24 protein-coding genes and 1 pseudogene are annotated in these 14,941 nt (G+C 55.3%); 7 read left to right on the top strand and 18 right to left on the bottom strand.

Annotated elements, in window-relative coordinates:
- Nucleotides 1-45 precede the first annotated feature (45 nt).
- From rpsE to rplC, 17 genes are all read right to left on the bottom strand, one after another.
- Nucleotides 46-588 (bottom strand): 30S ribosomal protein S5, encoded by a 543-nt coding sequence (gene rpsE / locus OSC10802_RS0133635; RefSeq protein ID WP_017721157.1) that lies wholly within the window; start codon nucleotides 586-588, stop codon nucleotides 46-48.
- A gap of 108 nt (nucleotides 589-696) precedes the next feature.
- Nucleotides 697-1,059, bottom strand: a complete 363-nt coding sequence (gene rplR, locus OSC10802_RS0133640; protein ID WP_017721158.1) for a 50S ribosomal protein L18 — start codon at nucleotides 1,057-1,059, stop codon at nucleotides 697-699.
- On the bottom strand, nucleotides 1,056-1,604 hold the full coding sequence (gene rplF, locus OSC10802_RS0133645) for a 50S ribosomal protein L6 (protein WP_017721159.1): 549 nt from the start codon (nucleotides 1,602-1,604) through the stop codon (nucleotides 1,056-1,058). The genes rplR and rplF overlap by 4 nt, the downstream gene beginning before the upstream one ends.
- Nucleotides 1,605-1,693: 89 nt before the next feature.
- Entirely contained in the window at nucleotides 1,694-2,095 is a 402-nt protein-coding gene (rpsH, locus tag OSC10802_RS0133650; protein WP_017721160.1) for a 30S ribosomal protein S8, read from the bottom strand.
- 21 nt (nucleotides 2,096-2,116) lie between these two features.
- Nucleotides 2,117-2,662 (bottom strand): 50S ribosomal protein L5, encoded by a 546-nt coding sequence (rplE, locus tag OSC10802_RS0133655; RefSeq protein ID WP_017721161.1) that lies wholly within the window; start codon nucleotides 2,660-2,662, stop codon nucleotides 2,117-2,119.
- Between the two features lie 131 nt (nucleotides 2,663-2,793).
- Nucleotides 2,794-3,165, bottom strand: a complete 372-nt coding sequence (gene rplX / locus OSC10802_RS0133660) for a 50S ribosomal protein L24 (RefSeq protein ID WP_017721162.1) — start codon at nucleotides 3,163-3,165, stop codon at nucleotides 2,794-2,796.
- A complete protein-coding gene (gene rplN / locus OSC10802_RS0133665) occupies nucleotides 3,165-3,530 on the bottom strand; it encodes a 50S ribosomal protein L14 (protein WP_017721163.1) in 366 nt (121 codons plus the stop codon). Before rplN ends, rplX begins: the two co-directional genes overlap by 1 nt.
- A 94-nt stretch (nucleotides 3,531-3,624) precedes the next feature.
- Nucleotides 3,625-3,876 carry a 30S ribosomal protein S17 gene (gene rpsQ, locus OSC10802_RS0133670; RefSeq protein WP_017721164.1) on the bottom strand — a complete coding sequence of 84 codons (252 nt, stop codon included), beginning with the start codon at nucleotides 3,874-3,876 and terminating at the stop codon, nucleotides 3,625-3,627.
- Nucleotides 3,877-3,882: 6 nt separating this feature from the next.
- Nucleotides 3,883-4,146 carry a 50S ribosomal protein L29 gene (gene rpmC, locus OSC10802_RS0133675; RefSeq protein WP_017721165.1) on the bottom strand — a complete coding sequence of 88 codons (264 nt, stop codon included), beginning with the start codon at nucleotides 4,144-4,146 and terminating at the stop codon, nucleotides 3,883-3,885.
- 2 nt (nucleotides 4,147-4,148) lie between these two features.
- The gene (gene rplP, locus OSC10802_RS0133680; RefSeq protein ID WP_017721166.1) at nucleotides 4,149-4,568 is read right to left on the bottom strand and encodes a 50S ribosomal protein L16; all 420 of its coding nucleotides are present in this window, start codon (nucleotides 4,566-4,568) and stop codon (nucleotides 4,149-4,151) included.
- Nucleotides 4,569-4,677: 109 nt separating this feature from the next.
- A complete protein-coding gene (rpsC, locus tag OSC10802_RS0133685; RefSeq protein WP_017721167.1) occupies nucleotides 4,678-5,406 on the bottom strand; it encodes a 30S ribosomal protein S3 in 729 nt (242 codons plus the stop codon).
- 97 nt (nucleotides 5,407-5,503) lie between these two features.
- The gene (rplV, locus tag OSC10802_RS0133690) at nucleotides 5,504-5,866 is read right to left on the bottom strand and encodes a 50S ribosomal protein L22 (protein ID WP_017721168.1); all 363 of its coding nucleotides are present in this window, start codon (nucleotides 5,864-5,866) and stop codon (nucleotides 5,504-5,506) included.
- Between the two features lie 192 nt (nucleotides 5,867-6,058).
- On the bottom strand, nucleotides 6,059-6,337 hold the full coding sequence (gene rpsS, locus OSC10802_RS0133695) for a 30S ribosomal protein S19 (RefSeq protein ID WP_017721169.1): 279 nt from the start codon (nucleotides 6,335-6,337) through the stop codon (nucleotides 6,059-6,061).
- A gap of 91 nt (nucleotides 6,338-6,428) precedes the next feature.
- Entirely contained in the window at nucleotides 6,429-7,292 is an 864-nt protein-coding gene (rplB, locus tag OSC10802_RS0133700) for a 50S ribosomal protein L2 (RefSeq protein ID WP_017721170.1), read from the bottom strand.
- A gap of 121 nt (nucleotides 7,293-7,413) precedes the next feature.
- Complete coding sequence (locus tag OSC10802_RS0133705; protein ID WP_017721171.1) at nucleotides 7,414-7,716, bottom strand: 50S ribosomal protein L23; 303 nt, start codon at nucleotides 7,714-7,716, stop codon at nucleotides 7,414-7,416.
- Nucleotides 7,709-8,341: a 50S ribosomal protein L4 gene (gene rplD / locus OSC10802_RS0133710; protein ID WP_017721172.1), complete on the bottom strand. Its 633-nt coding sequence runs from the start codon at nucleotides 8,339-8,341 to the stop codon at nucleotides 7,709-7,711. The genes OSC10802_RS0133705 and rplD overlap by 8 nt, the downstream gene beginning before the upstream one ends.
- A 100-nt stretch (nucleotides 8,342-8,441) precedes the next feature.
- Nucleotides 8,442-9,077: a 50S ribosomal protein L3 gene (gene rplC, locus OSC10802_RS0133715; RefSeq protein WP_017721173.1), complete on the bottom strand. Its 636-nt coding sequence runs from the start codon at nucleotides 9,075-9,077 to the stop codon at nucleotides 8,442-8,444.
- A gap of 588 nt (nucleotides 9,078-9,665) precedes the next feature.
- Here rplC and OSC10802_RS0133725 point away from each other — a divergent pair.
- From OSC10802_RS0133725 to OSC10802_RS51930, 7 genes and pseudogenes are all read left to right on the top strand, one after another.
- Complete coding sequence (locus OSC10802_RS0133725) at nucleotides 9,666-10,142, top strand: NAD(P)H-quinone oxidoreductase subunit N (protein ID WP_017721174.1); 477 nt, start codon at nucleotides 9,666-9,668, stop codon at nucleotides 10,140-10,142.
- A gap of 661 nt (nucleotides 10,143-10,803) precedes the next feature.
- Nucleotides 10,804-11,409 carry a vWA domain-containing protein gene (locus tag OSC10802_RS0133735; protein ID WP_017721176.1) on the top strand — a complete coding sequence of 202 codons (606 nt, stop codon included), beginning with the start codon at nucleotides 10,804-10,806 and terminating at the stop codon, nucleotides 11,407-11,409.
- A gap of 269 nt (nucleotides 11,410-11,678) precedes the next feature.
- Nucleotides 11,679-12,167: pseudogene (locus OSC10802_RS53645) on the top strand (VWA domain-containing protein); the annotation flags it as partial.
- Between the two features lie 93 nt (nucleotides 12,168-12,260).
- Entirely contained in the window at nucleotides 12,261-12,914 is a 654-nt protein-coding gene (locus OSC10802_RS0133740; protein WP_044172425.1) for a vWA domain-containing protein, read from the top strand.
- Between the two features lie 222 nt (nucleotides 12,915-13,136).
- Nucleotides 13,137-13,742 (top strand): vWA domain-containing protein, encoded by a 606-nt coding sequence (locus OSC10802_RS0133745; protein WP_369797145.1) that lies wholly within the window; start codon nucleotides 13,137-13,139, stop codon nucleotides 13,740-13,742.
- 247 nt (nucleotides 13,743-13,989) lie between these two features.
- Nucleotides 13,990-14,205, top strand: coding sequence for a hypothetical protein (locus OSC10802_RS51925; RefSeq protein ID WP_155969037.1), 216 nt, complete (start codon nucleotides 13,990-13,992; stop codon nucleotides 14,203-14,205).
- 234 nt (nucleotides 14,206-14,439) lie between these two features.
- The gene (locus OSC10802_RS51930; protein WP_155969039.1) at nucleotides 14,440-14,586 is read left to right on the top strand and encodes a hypothetical protein; all 147 of its coding nucleotides are present in this window, start codon (nucleotides 14,440-14,442) and stop codon (nucleotides 14,584-14,586) included.
- Between the two features lie 90 nt (nucleotides 14,587-14,676).
- On the opposite strand, the gene OSC10802_RS0133755 is transcribed toward OSC10802_RS51930, so the two are convergent.
- The coding region (locus OSC10802_RS0133755; RefSeq protein WP_155969058.1) for a transposase at nucleotides 14,677-14,941 on the bottom strand (265 nt) is incomplete at its 5' end.

The raw sequence follows: 14,941 nt of genomic DNA on the forward strand, positions 1-14,941 counted from the left end.
GCTGTCAGGGACTGATTTGCAACAGGTCTGAGAGCTGACAAAAAACTAACTGTAAAGGTTCTCGACGGGAATTCCGCGCTCTTGTGCCACTTCCGAGAAGGTGCGCAGGCCCGCCAGGGCGTTGACTGCTGCGCGGGCATTGTTCAGGGGATTGCCTGAGCCCAGCTGTTTGGCCAGGATGTTGCGCACGCCGGCCAGTTCCAGAACCGTGCGCACGGAGCCCCCGGCAATCACGCCCGTCCCCGGAGAGGCCGGTCGCATCATTACAGCAGCGCCGGTGGCTGCTCCCTGAGAGGGGTGGGGGATGGAATTGGACTTGGTCAGCGGCACCTCAACCAAGTGCTTTTTGCCGTCAACCACGCCTTTTTTGACCGCACTGATCACGTCAGACGCTTTGCCGACGCCCACGCCGACTTGGCCCCGCTCGTTGCCAACCACGACAATGGCGCGGAAGCTGAGCTTTTTACCGCCCTTAACCACTTTTGTCACCCGGCGGATCTGAACCACCCGCTCTTGCCACTCGCTTTCTTTTTCCCGAGGGCGACTGCTTTTTTTTCTGCTGCTGCGCTGTTGCTGCTGTTCCGCCATAGCTTTTTCCTTACTGAGGTTTCAAAGTTTAAAGGAAAGAACGTTTTCCGGCACTCCCTCAAGTGCGCTCATCTCACCTGAGTGTGCCCCGGCTCTCCCACAAACCCCCTAAAAATCCAATCCAGCTTCGCGAGCGGCATCGGCCAGGGCTTTAATGCGACCGTGGTAGAGGTTGCCGCCGCGATCGAAAACAACCTTTTGAATGCCTAATTCCTGCAACCGCGCGGCGATCAGCTTGCCGACCGAGACCGACGCCTCGCAGTTGCCCCCAGACTTCAATTGAGACTTCAGCTGCGGTTCGAGACTTGACGCTGCCACCAAAGTGTGGTGCGCGGTGTCGTCAATCACCTGAGCGTAGATGTGTTCAGAGGAGCGGAACACCGCCAAGCGAGGGCGTTCTGGGGTGCCAAACACTTTGCGCCGGACTCGCCGGTGGCGGCGAGCGATGGATTGAGATCGAGTTAGCTTCATTTCTTACCCTTACCTCCTGCTTTGCCAACCTTGCGTCTGACTAATTCACCCGCATAGCGGATGCCTTTGCCCTTGTAGACTTCCGGCGGGCGGACAGCCCGAATCTTGGCCGCTGTATTCCCCACCACTTCTTTATCGATGCCGCTGACAATCACGTTGGTGTTGTTTTCCACGGCCACCTGGATGCCTTCGGGCGGTTGAATTTCCACCGGCTTGCTGTAGCCCACGTTGAGAATCAGGGTGCGGCCCTGCACCTGGGCCCGATAGCCGACCCCCTGAATTTCCAGGCGTTTCTGAAAGCCGGCGGATACGCCGTCAATCATATTGGCCACCAAAGTGCGGCACAGGCCGTGGCGCTGGCGAGCCGCTCTGGACTCGTCCCGCCGCCTCACCGCAATGGTGCCGCTGTCTTCAACGACCTCGACTTCCTGGGGCAAAACCCGAGACAGCTCGCCTTTCGGGCCTTTGACCGCGACCCGCTGTCCGTCAATCTCTACTGTTACTTTGCCAGGGATGGGAATAGGGCGCTTGCCGATACGAGACATGACGATCACTCCTAACTACTGCATGAATTTTCGATTTTGGATGCAAGGAGTCAACCCTTCTCTCTAAAATCTAAAATCTAAAAACGCCTCTACCAGACATAACAGAGCACTTCTCCTCCCAAGCCAGCCTTGCGAGCTTCTCGGTCGGTCATAATGCCCGATGACGTGGAAATGATCGCAATGCCGATCCCGCCCAGAACCCGTGGCAATTCTTTCCGGTTGGAGTACACCCGCAATCCCGGTCTGCTGACTCGCTTGAGAGCGGTGATAATGGGCTTGCGGTTCTTCCCTTTGTACTTTAAGGCCAGCACCAGATTCACTTTCACCCCTTCGCCCTCTTCTGAGCACTCCGCAATAAATCCCTCATCCTTAAGGACTTTTGCAATGCTCCGGGTCATTTTAGTGGCCGGCACTAATGTGGTTTCGTGCCGGGCCATACTCGAATTTCGGATGCGAGTGAGCATGTCTGCAATTGTGTCGTTAGCCGCCATCGTTCCTCCTTATAAAACTTTTCAGGTAGTCCGGAAGGGCATACCCATTTCTTTAAGCAAGGCGCGGCCCTCTTCGTCGGTTTTTGCCGTGGTAGTGATGGCAATATCCATCCCCCGGATTTGGTCAATACTGTCGTACTCAACTTCTGGAAAAATCAGCTGCTCTCTAACGCCCAAGGTGTAATTCCCCCGGCCATCAAAACTCTTGGGACTTACGCCGCGAAAGTCCCGAATGCGGGGCAGCGCCAGATTGATCAGCCGGTCCAGGAAGGCGTACATGCGCTCGCCTCTCAGGGTCACCATAATCCCCACCGGCATGCCCTGACGGATTTTAAAACCGGCAATAGCTTTTTTCGCGCGAGTCACCACCGGCTTTTGGCCTGTTATCAAACCGATTTCCTTCAAGGACGCTTCCAGCGCCTTAGCATTCTGAGCCGCATCCCCGATGCCTCTATTCACCGTAACTTTTACCAGCTTGGGCACCTGATGGATGTTCGTGTAATTGAACTGCTCCATCAATTTGGGGACAATTTTCTCACCGTACAGGATTTTGAGCCGATCTGCCATAATTTCTCCTTCTCACACTCCCTGGTCTTGGTCAGGGACTTTACTCTCTAGATGAATTCAGGGCCCAGCTGCCGGCAGCTTGGCTCACTTGTGCGTGAATGCCGTTCCGCCCGCGCCAGCAAGCCTAGCTGCTAGTCAATTATCTCACCCGTTTTTTTCAACATGCGCACTTTGCGCCCGTCTTCGGTAAAGGTGTAGCAAACGCGGCTGACTGTTTTTTCCTTGGCGGAATACAGCATGACGTTGGAACTGTGAATCGGGGCTTCAAAATTTACAATTTTCCCCGACTCCCCCTCCTGCTGGGCTTTCATATGCTTTGTTTTAACATTCACCCCTTTGACCACCACTTTGCTCTCTTTGGGGAGGGTGCGCAGGATTTCGCCGACTTTGCCTTTCTCTTTCCCGGCGATCACCTGAACGGTGTCACCTTTTTTGACGTGCATTTTATAGCGCACGGGTTCTTTGCCTGCTTTTTGCGAGCCGCCCTTAATTGGGACTGCCATCAGAGTACCTCCGGTGCCAGAGAAACTATTTTAGTGAAATTTTTGTCGCGCAGTTCGCGAGCCACCGGCCCGAACACGCGGGTTCCTTTGGGGTTGCCGTCGGCGTTGATGATCACGGCGGCGTTGTCGTCAAAGCGAATGCTCATGCCGCTGTCCCTGCGCAGGCCCTTGCGAGTGCGCACGACCACCGCCCGCACGACGTCCGACTTTTTGACGGCCATATTGGGGATGGCGTCTTTGACGACGGCGATAATCACGTCGCCGACATTGGCGTAGCGGCGACCGCCTCCGAGAACGCGGATGCACATCAATTTGCGGGCTCCGCTGTTGTCGGCAACGTTCAGGTAGCTTTCTTGCTGAATCACAGTTGGTTTTCCTTGCAGTTGGAACGCTGGAACGCTAGAACGCTGGCACGTTTTTACCGATCTAAAAACTTCCAGCAAGATTCCCAAAAACTCTTTAACCTTGCGCGGTGCCGGTGAGAATCTCTGTTACCACCCAGCGCTTTGTCTTGCTGAGGGGGCGAGTTTCCTGAATCCGCACCCTGTCGCCTTCTTTGCAGCGATTTTCTTCATCGTGAGCTTTATACCGCTTGGTGCGCACCACGATTTTGCCGTATTTCGGGTGGGGCGACCGGTTTTCGATGGCCACCACTACGGTTTTGTTCATTTTGTCGCTGACCACCAAGCCAACTCGTTCTTTTACTGCCATTGTCACCTACTCCACAACTGCGCCCGATTCTGTGCCTGCAGATTTTGCTCCCTCTGGCGCTCCCGCCGCTTTGGCGCGCCCGCGCTCCGCTTCAACGGTCATCAGCTGAGCCAGCCGGTGCCGGGCGTGCTTGAACTCGTGGGGCTTTTCCAGCCGGCGAGTGGCCTGCAGGAGCCGCAACTGAAACAGCTGCCGCTTCACTGCCAGAATTTCTGCGTCCAGCTGTTCGTCGCTCAAGTTTCTCGCTTCTGAAATTTTCGGCAACGCCATAATTACGACTGCTCCTCCTCACGCGAGATGAACTTGGTCTTGATGGGCAGCTTGTACGCTGCCAGGCGCATCGCCTCGCGGGCTATCTCTTCTGTGACGCCGCCAATTTCAAATAAAACGCGACCGGGCTTTACCACGGCCACCCAGAATTCGGGCGAGCCTTTCCCGGAGCCCATCCGGGTTTCTGCGGGGCGCATGGTCACCGGCTTGTCGGGGAAGATGCGTATCCAGATTTTGCCACCCCTTTTAATGTAGCGGGTCATGGCGCGCCGGCTGGCCTCAATCTGCCGGGAGGTGATCCAGGCCGGCTCTAAAGCTTGCAGGGCGTACTCGCCGAAGCTGAGGGTGTTGCCGTTGGTGGCAATCCCGGTCATCCGCCCCCGCTGCTGCTTGCGGAATTTCGTTCTTTTTGGACTTAACATGATTGGTCAATTCTTTCTGCGGTCAGCTGTCTGTTGCCCAGGTGCCTGCTGCTCTCCCCTGAGTGGGGGCGATGCGAGCTGGCAGTGCGCTCCAGGTCGCTGGTGAGTCTCAATCATTCGAGCGGTCTTCAAACTTCTGGCGGCGGCGCTGCTGCTTGCGCGGGGGCTGATTTGCCCCGGCGGCGGTCACTTCTTGCTGTCCGGGAATGATTTCGCCTTTAAAGATCCACACTTTGACGCCGAGAATGCCGTAGATGGTTTTGGCGGTGCGGTAGGCGTAGTCAATGTCGGCCCGCAAGGTGTGCAGGGGCACTCTCCCTTCCCGAGTCCACTCGGTGCGGGCGATTTCCGCCCCGTTGAGCCGTCCGCTGACTTGCACTTTTATCCCTTCCACACCGGCTTTCTGGGCCCGCTGGATGGCCTGGCGCACCACGCGCCGGAAGGAAACGCGCCGCTCCAGCTGTCCGGCGATATATTCGGCAATCAGCCCGGCGTCGGCATCGACTCTGGCCACTTCCACGACATTGATGCGGATCTGGCGGTTGCTGTTGCCGAGCATTTCTTGCAGGCCGGTGCGCAGGGACTCTATCCCCTGACCGCCGCGCCCGACGACCACGCCGGGGCGGGCCGTGCGCACTTCCAGGTCAATCTGGTCGGCTTTCCGCTCAACCCGCACTTCGGAAATCCCCGCATTGCTGAGGGTTCTCTCCACATGTTTGCGGATTTTATAGTCCTCTTGCAACAGTTCTGGATAGCGACTGGCATCGGCAAACCAACGAGAGCGGTGCTCTTGCGTGATTCCCAAACGAAGCCCTACTGGATGAATCTTCTGTCCCATAGCAATTTTAGATTTTAGATTTTAGATTTTAGATTCTATCAACTGATTTTAAATCTAAAATCTTGCTGACGCTTTCTCAATCCCACTCTCGCGCTCACTATTCTTCCGAGATTTCGGGAGCCACCGCCACAGTGATGTGACAGGTTTGCTTGCGAATCTGGTAAGCGCGACCTTGGGCTCTGGGGCGGAAGCGCTTCAGCACCGGCCCCATATCGGCATACGCTTGAGAGACAATCAGTTTCGCCGGCTCTACCCCCAAATTGTGTTCGGCATTGGCCACCGCTGAGCGCAGCGTCTTGAGCACGGGCTCGCATGACCTGTAAGGCATGAACTCCAGAATAATCAGCGCTTCCCGATAGGAGCGCCCGCGAATTTGGTCTAGCACCCGGCGCACCTTGGAAGGAGACATGCGGATGTATTTAGCAATCGCTTTGGCTTCTTGTTCGGTGTCTATAGCCATTGATTTCTCCTTATGAAGCAGGTCTTGCTGTCAGTTGTTCTCGGTCGGCTGTCAGTTTTCTCGCTGGCGCGACTGTCGCGCTCTGTGGGGGGGCGGGAAATGCGCGCGCCAGCTGTGCGGCTTTTATAGCGGTTTCGCCCCGCCCCTGCCGTTTACTGACCCCTGGCCTTAACCCCCAACCCCCAAGACCAACTATCTTTTTGCTTTCTTGTCACCTTTAGAGTGCCCCCGGAAGGTGCGAGTTGGGGCGAATTCGCCCAACTTGTGCCCTACCATCTGGTCTGTGACGTACACCGGCACGTGCTGGCGTCCGTTGTGCACTGCAATGGTGTGCCCGACCATTTGCGGCAGAATTGTTGAGGCTCGCGACCAAGTTTTGATCAGCTGCTTTTCGCCCCTGTCATTCAACTTTTCGATTTTGCTCAGCAGGTGATCGGCAACGAAAGGACCCTTTTTGAGAGAGCGACCCATAGTTCAATTCCAAAAAATAAACCGTGAGGGATGATGCTGTTGGGTGAGGGCTTTTGGCGCGGCACCGGCAGGACCGGTCGTGCGGGACGCCTCAGGACTCCCGACCGCCGCGACCGCGCTTGGAGGATTTGCGACGCCGGCGCACGATTAGAGCGCTGCTGCGCTTGTTGCGCTTGCGAGTCTTGTAGCCCAGCGCGGGTTTGCCCCAAGGTGTCACTGGCCCTGACCTGCCGATCGGGGCTCTGCCCTCGCCGCCGCCGTGCGGGTGGTCTACCGGGTTCATGACGCTGCCCCGCACCTCTGGGCGGCGTCCTTTCCAGCGAGTCCGCCCCGCCTTGCCGACGCTGATGTTTCTGGCATCGGTGTTCCCCACCTGGCCTATGGTAGCGTAGCACTCGCGGCGCACCATCCGCACTTCGCTCGACGGCAGCTTCAGGGTGACAAAGTTTCCTTCTTTCGCCACCACCTGAGCGCTTGCCCCCGCTGCCCGCACGATCTGGCCGCCCTTTCCGGCAGTCAGCTCCACGTTGTGGACGCTGGTGCCCAGGGGGACATTTCCCAGCGGCAGGGCGTTGCCGGGTTCAATCGGAGCCTCCGGACCCGCCACCACTGTCGCCCCCACCTGCAATCCGTTGGGGTGCAGGATGTAGCGCTTTTCCCCGTCCTGGTAGTGCAGGAGGGCAATTCGGGCGTTGCGGTTGGGATCGTACTCGATCGCGGCCACTCTGGCGCTGCAATTGCGCTTGTCGCGCTTGAAGTCCACAAGCCGGTACAGGCGCTTGTGGCCCCCACCCCGGTGCCGGCAGGTAATCACGCCGCGATTGTTCCGGCCTTTTGGCCGGTGTCTCGCGCCGGTGAGCGATTTTTCAGGCTCGTCCCGCGTTATCTCGGCAAAGTCCGAGACGGAGCGCTGGCGAGTGCTTGATGTGTATGGCCGATAAGAACGGATGCCCATAGCTTAATTTGTCCGCTGTCAGTTTTCTGTTGTCAGCTGTCCGCTGTCCGCTGTCATTTGTCCCCGGAGAGCTGCCAGCGACCAGCTGTTGGCTGTCACTGACGGCTGACTCCTGACTTTTCTACACTTCGGGGAACAGGGTGATGGAATCCCCTTCTGCCAGCGTCACAATTGCCCGCTTGTAAGTCGGCTTGAACCCCACAAACCTGCCCACCCGACGCTTTTTCTGCGGGCTTCTCTGGGTGTTCACGCTCACCACTTTTACCTCAAACAGGTACTCAATTGCGGCTTTTATCTGCGGTTTCGTCGCTTTTGGAGCTACTTCAAACGTGTATTTGTTCTGCTCCATTAACAGGGTGGCTTTTTCTGTCACGAGAGGGCGACGCACCAGATCCGCCAATTTGCGGGTGTTGTATTCAGTCACTGTAAACCTCCTGAATTTTTGTCAGCGCGGCGGCTGTCGTGACAATTTTATCTGCCGCTAGCACGTCATACACATTTAAGCTTGTCGCTGAAATGAGCTTCACTGCAACTAGATTGCGAGCCGACAGGAGAACGTTTTCTTCGGGCTCGCTCACAATCAGCAGCACCTTTGATTCTTGCCCGACACCCCAGCGCCCCAGCGCCGCCACCAATTCTTTGGTTTTCGGTCTGGCGAACTGAGAGGCGAACTCCTCAACCACAATCAAATCTTCGGCGCGACTTTGCAAAGCCGTCCTCAGGGCCAGCCGCCGCTCTTTGCGGTTCATCTTGATGCTGTAGTCTCTGGGTTTGGGCCCGAAGATGACACCGCCCCCCCGCCACAGCGGCGAGCGAATTGAGCCGGCGCGCGCGCGACCTGTGCCTTTTTGACGCCAGGGTTTGCGTCCGCCGCCGCGGACTTCCGACCTCGTTTTCGAGCTGGCTGTCCCCTGACGCGCGTTGACCATTTGCATTCTCAGCGCTCTGTGGACAATGTGAGCGGCGTTTTCTTCTTTCGCCACCCGCAGCTCCAGAGTCGCCGAGCCGACTTCTTCTCCTTGCCAGTTTCGCACTACGCAATTAACCATATCTTTCGTCCTTTCTCAGGTGTTGGGGGTTGGGGGGTTGGGGGTTGGGGGGACAGGCGGGACGCCTGTCCTGCTGTTGGGCTTTAGCCCAACTACAAACCTACCGGCCTACTTTGTTCTCCGGCATGATATTGAGCAGCGCCCCCCGTTTGCCCGGAACCGCTCCTTTTACCAGCAGCAGGTTGCGCTCCGCGTCCACCCTCACCACTGTCAGCTTGCGAACCGTCACCTGTTTGCCTCCCAGACGACCGGCCATCCGCTTGCCCGGGTAAACGCGACCGGGTGTTGTCCCCGCTCCCACAGAACCCGGCAGCCGGTGGTTTTTTGAACCGTGCGACATTGGCCCCCGTCCGAAGTTGTGCCGCTTCTGGTAGCCGGCAAACCCCCTGCCGATGCTGGTTCCGATTGCGTCTACAATCTCGCCGGCGCTGAAAATATCGGCTTTGATCTCCTGTCCCAACTGGTACTCGCCTGGATTCTCCACGCGATACTCTTGCAGGTGCCGCACCGGCCCAGTCCCCGACTTAGCCAGGTGCCCCAGCAGCGGCTTGTTCAGCGCCTTGGGCCTCACCTCACCGTATCCCACTTGGATCGCGCTGTAGCCGTCTGTCTCTTCCGTTTTAATTTGCGTTACCGGGCATGGCCCTGCTTGGATCACGGTGACTGGGACTGCTTTCCCCTCCGCGTCAAACACTTGTGTCATGCCGAGCTTCGTGCCCACAATACCTAATGCCACGGGTTTGATGGCCTCCTTTTTTTACGCACTACTATACATCCGGATGTCAGGCTTCCCTCCCATCCGTTTGCTCCCATAAAGTTTTTTAACCAGCCCAGCCAGCACCAGTTCCCCGATCTCTCAGGAAACCAGCTTTCCGGCAGTTCTCTGCCAAAATTGCCTTTTGTCTTAAACTGTCAGCGACCGGGCCATTTTATCCCGGCCTTTGGAGGAACTTCTAGGGACTTAAGCAGCGAGCCGCTCAGTATCCAACTGGTGAGACTGGCCGCAGCGCTGAACTGGCCATTCAGCCGTGCCGCTCATTTCCTCTTCTGCAACGCCTTTCCTGGGGAATCGCAGGCCCAAACTCTCCCTTCTTGCCTGAGCAGACTGGGATGCCTGTAAATTTGCCGACAATCTCAAATATTAAACTATCTATTTGAACTTGTCTAGTATTTGGGGGAAATTTTTTTTTCGGCTGCCGGCGGCCCTGTGGCCAGCCGGCATCAGTGGCGCAGCAGGGCCGCCGCGCAGTCCAGCCCCCCCTGATTCAGGATAAAATGCCAGCAGCAGTTCACAAAACTACAGGATAAGGTAAACAGCACAGTTATGGCACTGATCACCACCGGGGGCCAACTGATTCGCGATCTGGAAAAGAACGGTGCGCTGGGACTGTATGTGCCCTTAGAAGGGGGATATGAAGGTCGCTACCAGCGCCGCATACGGGCAGCAGGGTACACCACCTACAACTTGAGCGCCCGGGGGTTGGGAGACTTAGCCGCCTATCTCACAGGGGTTCACGGCGTTCGCCCCCCCCACCTCGGCAAGAAAAGTCTCAGCACCGGCGCTGCAGTGGGCTATGTCTACTACATCCCCCCGATTCTAAACACCCAGCTAGACCACCTGCCCCCCAAAGCCAAGGGACTGGTGCTGTGGATCATCGAAGGACACATCCTCTCCCGTCAGGAAATTGAATATTTGACGGCTTTGCCTCAAATCGAGCCCCGCGTCAAAATTGCAGTCGAGATGGGCGGCGAGCGCTTCTTCCGCTGGAAGCCCCTGAAAGATACCTTAGCCGCCGCCTGAAGCCGGGAACACCTGCCGGTGTGCGGGGGACACGGTTTCGCCGGTAGGGGCAAGCCCTCAAGAGCTGCGCCGTTCGAGCTCGGAGGTCCGCCGTTCGAGCTCGGAGGTCCGCCGTTCGAGTTCAGAGCTCCATCGTTCGAGTTCGGAGGTCCACCGTTCGAGCTCAGAGCTCCACCGTTCGAGCTCGGAGGTCCACCGTTCGAGCTCAGAGCTCCATCGTTCGAGCTCGGAGGTCCACCGTTCGAGCTCGGAGGTCCACCGTTCGAGCTCGGAGGTCCACCGTTCGAGCTCGGAGCTCGGACGGTCGAGTTGCGGGGTGCTCTCGGGGAGGGGCTAAAGCCCAACTACAAACGGTGGGGCTAAAGCCCAACTGCGAACTTTGGGCTAAAGCCCAACTACAAACGGAGGGGCTAAAGCCCAACTACAAACGGTCTTAAGAAAAATTTACTCGGAAAAAACCTTGGGCGCTGGCTGGGTTTGATAGTTTTAAAGAAGAGTGAGGCTATAAGGAAAGCCGGGATTAGGGGATTAGGGGATTTGGGATTGTTCATGCTTTAGGGTCTGATGTTTGCAAAGAGTTTCACCCTCACCCCCCTCACCCCCCTATCCCATCAGCGGACAGTGGGAAAAGGCCATTAATACTTTCACAGGAACGACGCTTATGTTGGAAAACCGTGATTATACACTAATTATCGACAAAAGTGGCAGCATGTCCATGAAAGACCAGCCGGGGGGGAAAAGCCGGTGGGCGCTTATGCAGGAGTCTACCCTTGCCTTGGCCAGCAAATGTGAGGAGCTGGACCCGGATGGGATTACGGTTTATGTGTTTTCTGGCCGGTTTAAACGCTACGACAATGTAACCGCCGCAACAGTGGCGCAAATTTTCAAAGAAAATGAGCCTTCTGGCAGCACCGATCTGGCAAAGGTGCTCCAAGATGCCTGCAACAGCTACTTGGAGCGCAAGGCAGCAGGCCAGACAAAGGCCAATGGCGAGACAATTTTGGTGGTCACAGACGGGGAGCCAGACGATCGCAAAGCTGTGATGAAGGTGATTATTGAGGCGTCTCGCCGGCTGGACAGAGATGAAGAGCTGGCGATTTCGTTTATTCAAGTGGGGAGCGATGCGACAGCGACTCAATTCCTGAAGGTGCTGGACGATCAATTGCAAGGTGCGGGCGCTAAGTTTGACATCGTTGACACTGTTACTGTCGAGGATATGGAAGATATGACTCTCTCGGAAGTGCTGCTTAATGCCATCGTGGATTAGCATTCTGTTTAGGGAGTGGTTAATAAGGAGTGACAGCCACCCCTAAACAACTTTCTCCGTTCCCTCCCTCTGCGACCGAGGGCGTTTACTCTACGGGAAGCAGCTGGCTTTAGATCGGTTAGAATTGAGCTGTGATAATTATTTTTTTTATAAACCGCCAAGACGCAAAGAACGCCAAGGAAAGAAAAGAGAGAGGGAGCTCAGAAAAAATTTAGAACTGCTCCAGGGACTAGCAGAGAGTCACTTAATGTATTTGAGGAGAATTTGTGATGCTGGAAAACCGGGACTATACGTTAATCATCGATAAGAGTGGCAGTATGGCAGCGACAGACTTGCCAGGTGGTAAAAGCCGGTGGGCTGCAGCGCAAGAGGCGGCGCTAGCACTGGCAAGTCAGTGCGAACAGTTCGACCCAGACGGGATTACCGTTTACTTGTTTTCAGACGGATTTAAACGAAATGATAGCGTCCAATCCAGCAAGGTAGCGCCCATCTTTGCGGGAAATCGTCCTGATGGCGGAACTAACTTAGCTGGTGTGTTAAAGGACGCAACTGACAGCTACTTTCACAGAAAAGCTGCGGGTCAGGGTAAGCAGAATGGAGAGGCTATCTTTGCAATCACAGATGGTGAGAGCGATCGCGAGGCTGTTACTCAGGTGGTTCTAGAAGCCAGCAACCGGATGGAGAGGGCTAAGGAATTAGAAATTTTCTTTATTCAAATTGGGTCTGATTCCCAAGCCACACAATTTCTCAAGCGCCTTGGGGAAGAATTGCAGGCAGCTGGAACAAAGTTTAATATTGGTGAAACTGTCACGGCGGAAGAGGTAGGAAATAAGAGCGTGACAGAGGTAGTTATGAACGCTGCCAATCAGCGGACACCGGCAGGATTGAAGGCGCTTGCTTCTATAGAAGCTCGCGACTACACACTGATTGTTGACAAAAGTGGCAGTATGTCCACCCAAGACCAGCCGGGGGGTAAAAGCCGGTGGGCGGTGATGCAGGAGTCTACCCTAGCTCTGGCGAGGAAATGCGAAGAACTTGACCCAGACGGGATTGCGGTTTATACGTTTTCGGGCCGGTTTAAACGGTACGACAGTGTGACAGCGAGTAAAGTGGAGCAGATTTTTCAGGAAAATGAGCCGGTTGGCGGCACTAATCTAGCCTCTGTCCTCCAAGATGCCCTCAACAACTACTTTCAGCGCAAGGCTGCCGGTGAGAGCAAACCAGAGGGAGAGACAATTCTAGTGGTCACTGATGGGGAGCCTGACGATCGAAAGGCAGTGATGGATGTGATTATGAACGCCTCTCGCAAGATAGAGCGGGATGAGGAACTGGCTATTTCGTTTATTCAAGTGGGTTCCGACGCAACAGCTACCCGGTTTCTCAAAGCGCTCGATGATGAGCTGCAGGGTGCCGGTGCGAAGTTTGACATTGTTGACACGGTAACATTCGAGGACATGGAAGACATGACGCTGACAGAAGTGCTGCTCAAGGCAATTGTTGATTAGGGGTTTTATAGCGGCTCTCATATTAGTGAGGTACTGCGAAACCCGGTGAGCGTAGGGGCGGGGCCTTCCGCCCCTACCGGGTTTCTGGGCCGTAAACCCAGCCCGCTAGGGAGATTTGTGATTTTTATATTAAAAATCAGGGCATTTTCCTGAGGGTCGTATAGGCTAGAAGAAGAAACCCTGACAGTCCTTGGAGGTTTTCTCTGAATGCAAGGAGGTAATATTTTGCAAGATCGCGACTATACTTTAATTATTGACAAAAGCGGCAGCATGTCCACTCCCGACCAACTGGGCGGCAAAAGTCGCTGGGATGCGGCGCAGGAGTCTACCCTGGCGGTGGCGAGAAAATGCGAGCAGTTTGACCCGGACGGGATTACAGTTTACCTGTTTTCGGGCCGGTTCAAGCGGTTCGAGAGCGTGACCTCCAGTAAGGTGGCACAAATCTTTCAAGAAAACGACCCTTCTGGGAGCACTAACTTGGCGGCTGTGCTGCTGGATGCGACGAGCAACTACTTTCAGCGCAAGACTGCCGGTCAGACGAAGCTGAGTGGGGAAACCATTTTGGTGATCACGGACGGAGAGCCAGACGATCGCAGAGCGGTGATGAAGGTGATTATTGACGCATCTCGCCTGATGGACAGAGATGAAGAGCTGGCCATTTCTTTCATTCAAGTGGGTTCCGACGCAACAGCAACCCGGTTTCTCAAAGCGCTCGATGATGAGCTGCAGAGTGCCGGTGCCAAGTTTGACATTGTTGACACTGTTACCCTTGACGATATGGAAAACATGACTCTGGCGGAAGTCTTGCTCAACGCGATCGCGGACTGAGTGAGTGCGCCGGCATAAATTCGCAAAGCACAGCTCGCCGGCGGTCTTCAAGAAACCCGGTTTCTCCAAGAAACCGGGTTTCTGGTTTTCGGGCTGCAAGCGGGGGATATTGTGCCCGCTGCTGTTGTGAGTGACGCTGTTTTTTTCCCGCAGATGAACGCAGATAAACGCACAGATAGCAGTAGCCACTTAGGGAACGGACGTAGGACAGGCGTTCCCTCCGCCCCTATCCCTACTAGAAAGTGAGATGCCCTGTCCTAAACTGGCTGTCTATTGCTATATCTCCCTGGGAGAATTCACCGGCACAGGCGTCCAGAGGCAACTCTGTCCCCGACACCCCAAGACAGGAGCGAACCTCACCGGCATTCTCATCCGAGGAGGCGGTGAGGGACATGCAGCAAGACAGACATTTATCATCCTCCTTTCGGCAGAGATGTTTACACTCCTGCGTGCTGCAGAATAAGCAATTATATCGGGAGCGTGCCGGTGCCCCGTTTGTAGTTGGGCTTTAGCCCCACCGTTTGTAGTTTGGCTTTAGCCCCACCATTTGTAGTTGGGCTTTAGCCCCACCGCAACTGTACCGACCTGCCCTAGCGCCGGGGTGTTTTTTTTCCTTGTTCCTTTCCCCCAAACCCCCTCTGAGGCAGTCATAATATTTTTGCATGCCCTGGCATACTCCCATTACATCCCTCCCTCAATGGAACCCAAACTTTTCCCCCACCCCCACTCCCAAGCCCGCCTGCAAAAATACTCACGCCCGGGTGCGCGACAGCGGGAAATCGTAGCGATTGCCACACCGGCACGAGGCCGTAAACTTAGCTCCCAGGGCAGTATCGCAGCCTAACCGCACTGGGCAATAAAATGCACAAGTGTTGAATTCTGTCACAAAACTTTACATTTTAGCTTACATTTATCCTGCCCTGAGTAAAAATGCTTAGCCAGAGAGAAGTCGTTCTATCCAGTGGACATAGCTGATTTCTTGACACATACAACATTGAAGATAGCGGAGTTTATCTAGTAGCGTAGTCCCCCATTCTTTAGGAATATCTACTATCTTTAATATCAGGTAAGCTATCAGCGAAACATAAATTTGTATAGCTATACCATTTACATTTTTAGTAATCAGCTTATCTAACTTAAGGTGCATTTTAAGAAACTTCCATAGCAACTCTATGTGCCACCTATATTTGTAGATTTCC

Source organism: Kamptonema formosum PCC 10802, assembly GCF_000332335.1.
Lineage (GTDB): Bacteria > Cyanobacteriota > Cyanobacteriia > Cyanobacteriales > Oscillatoriaceae > Oscillatoria.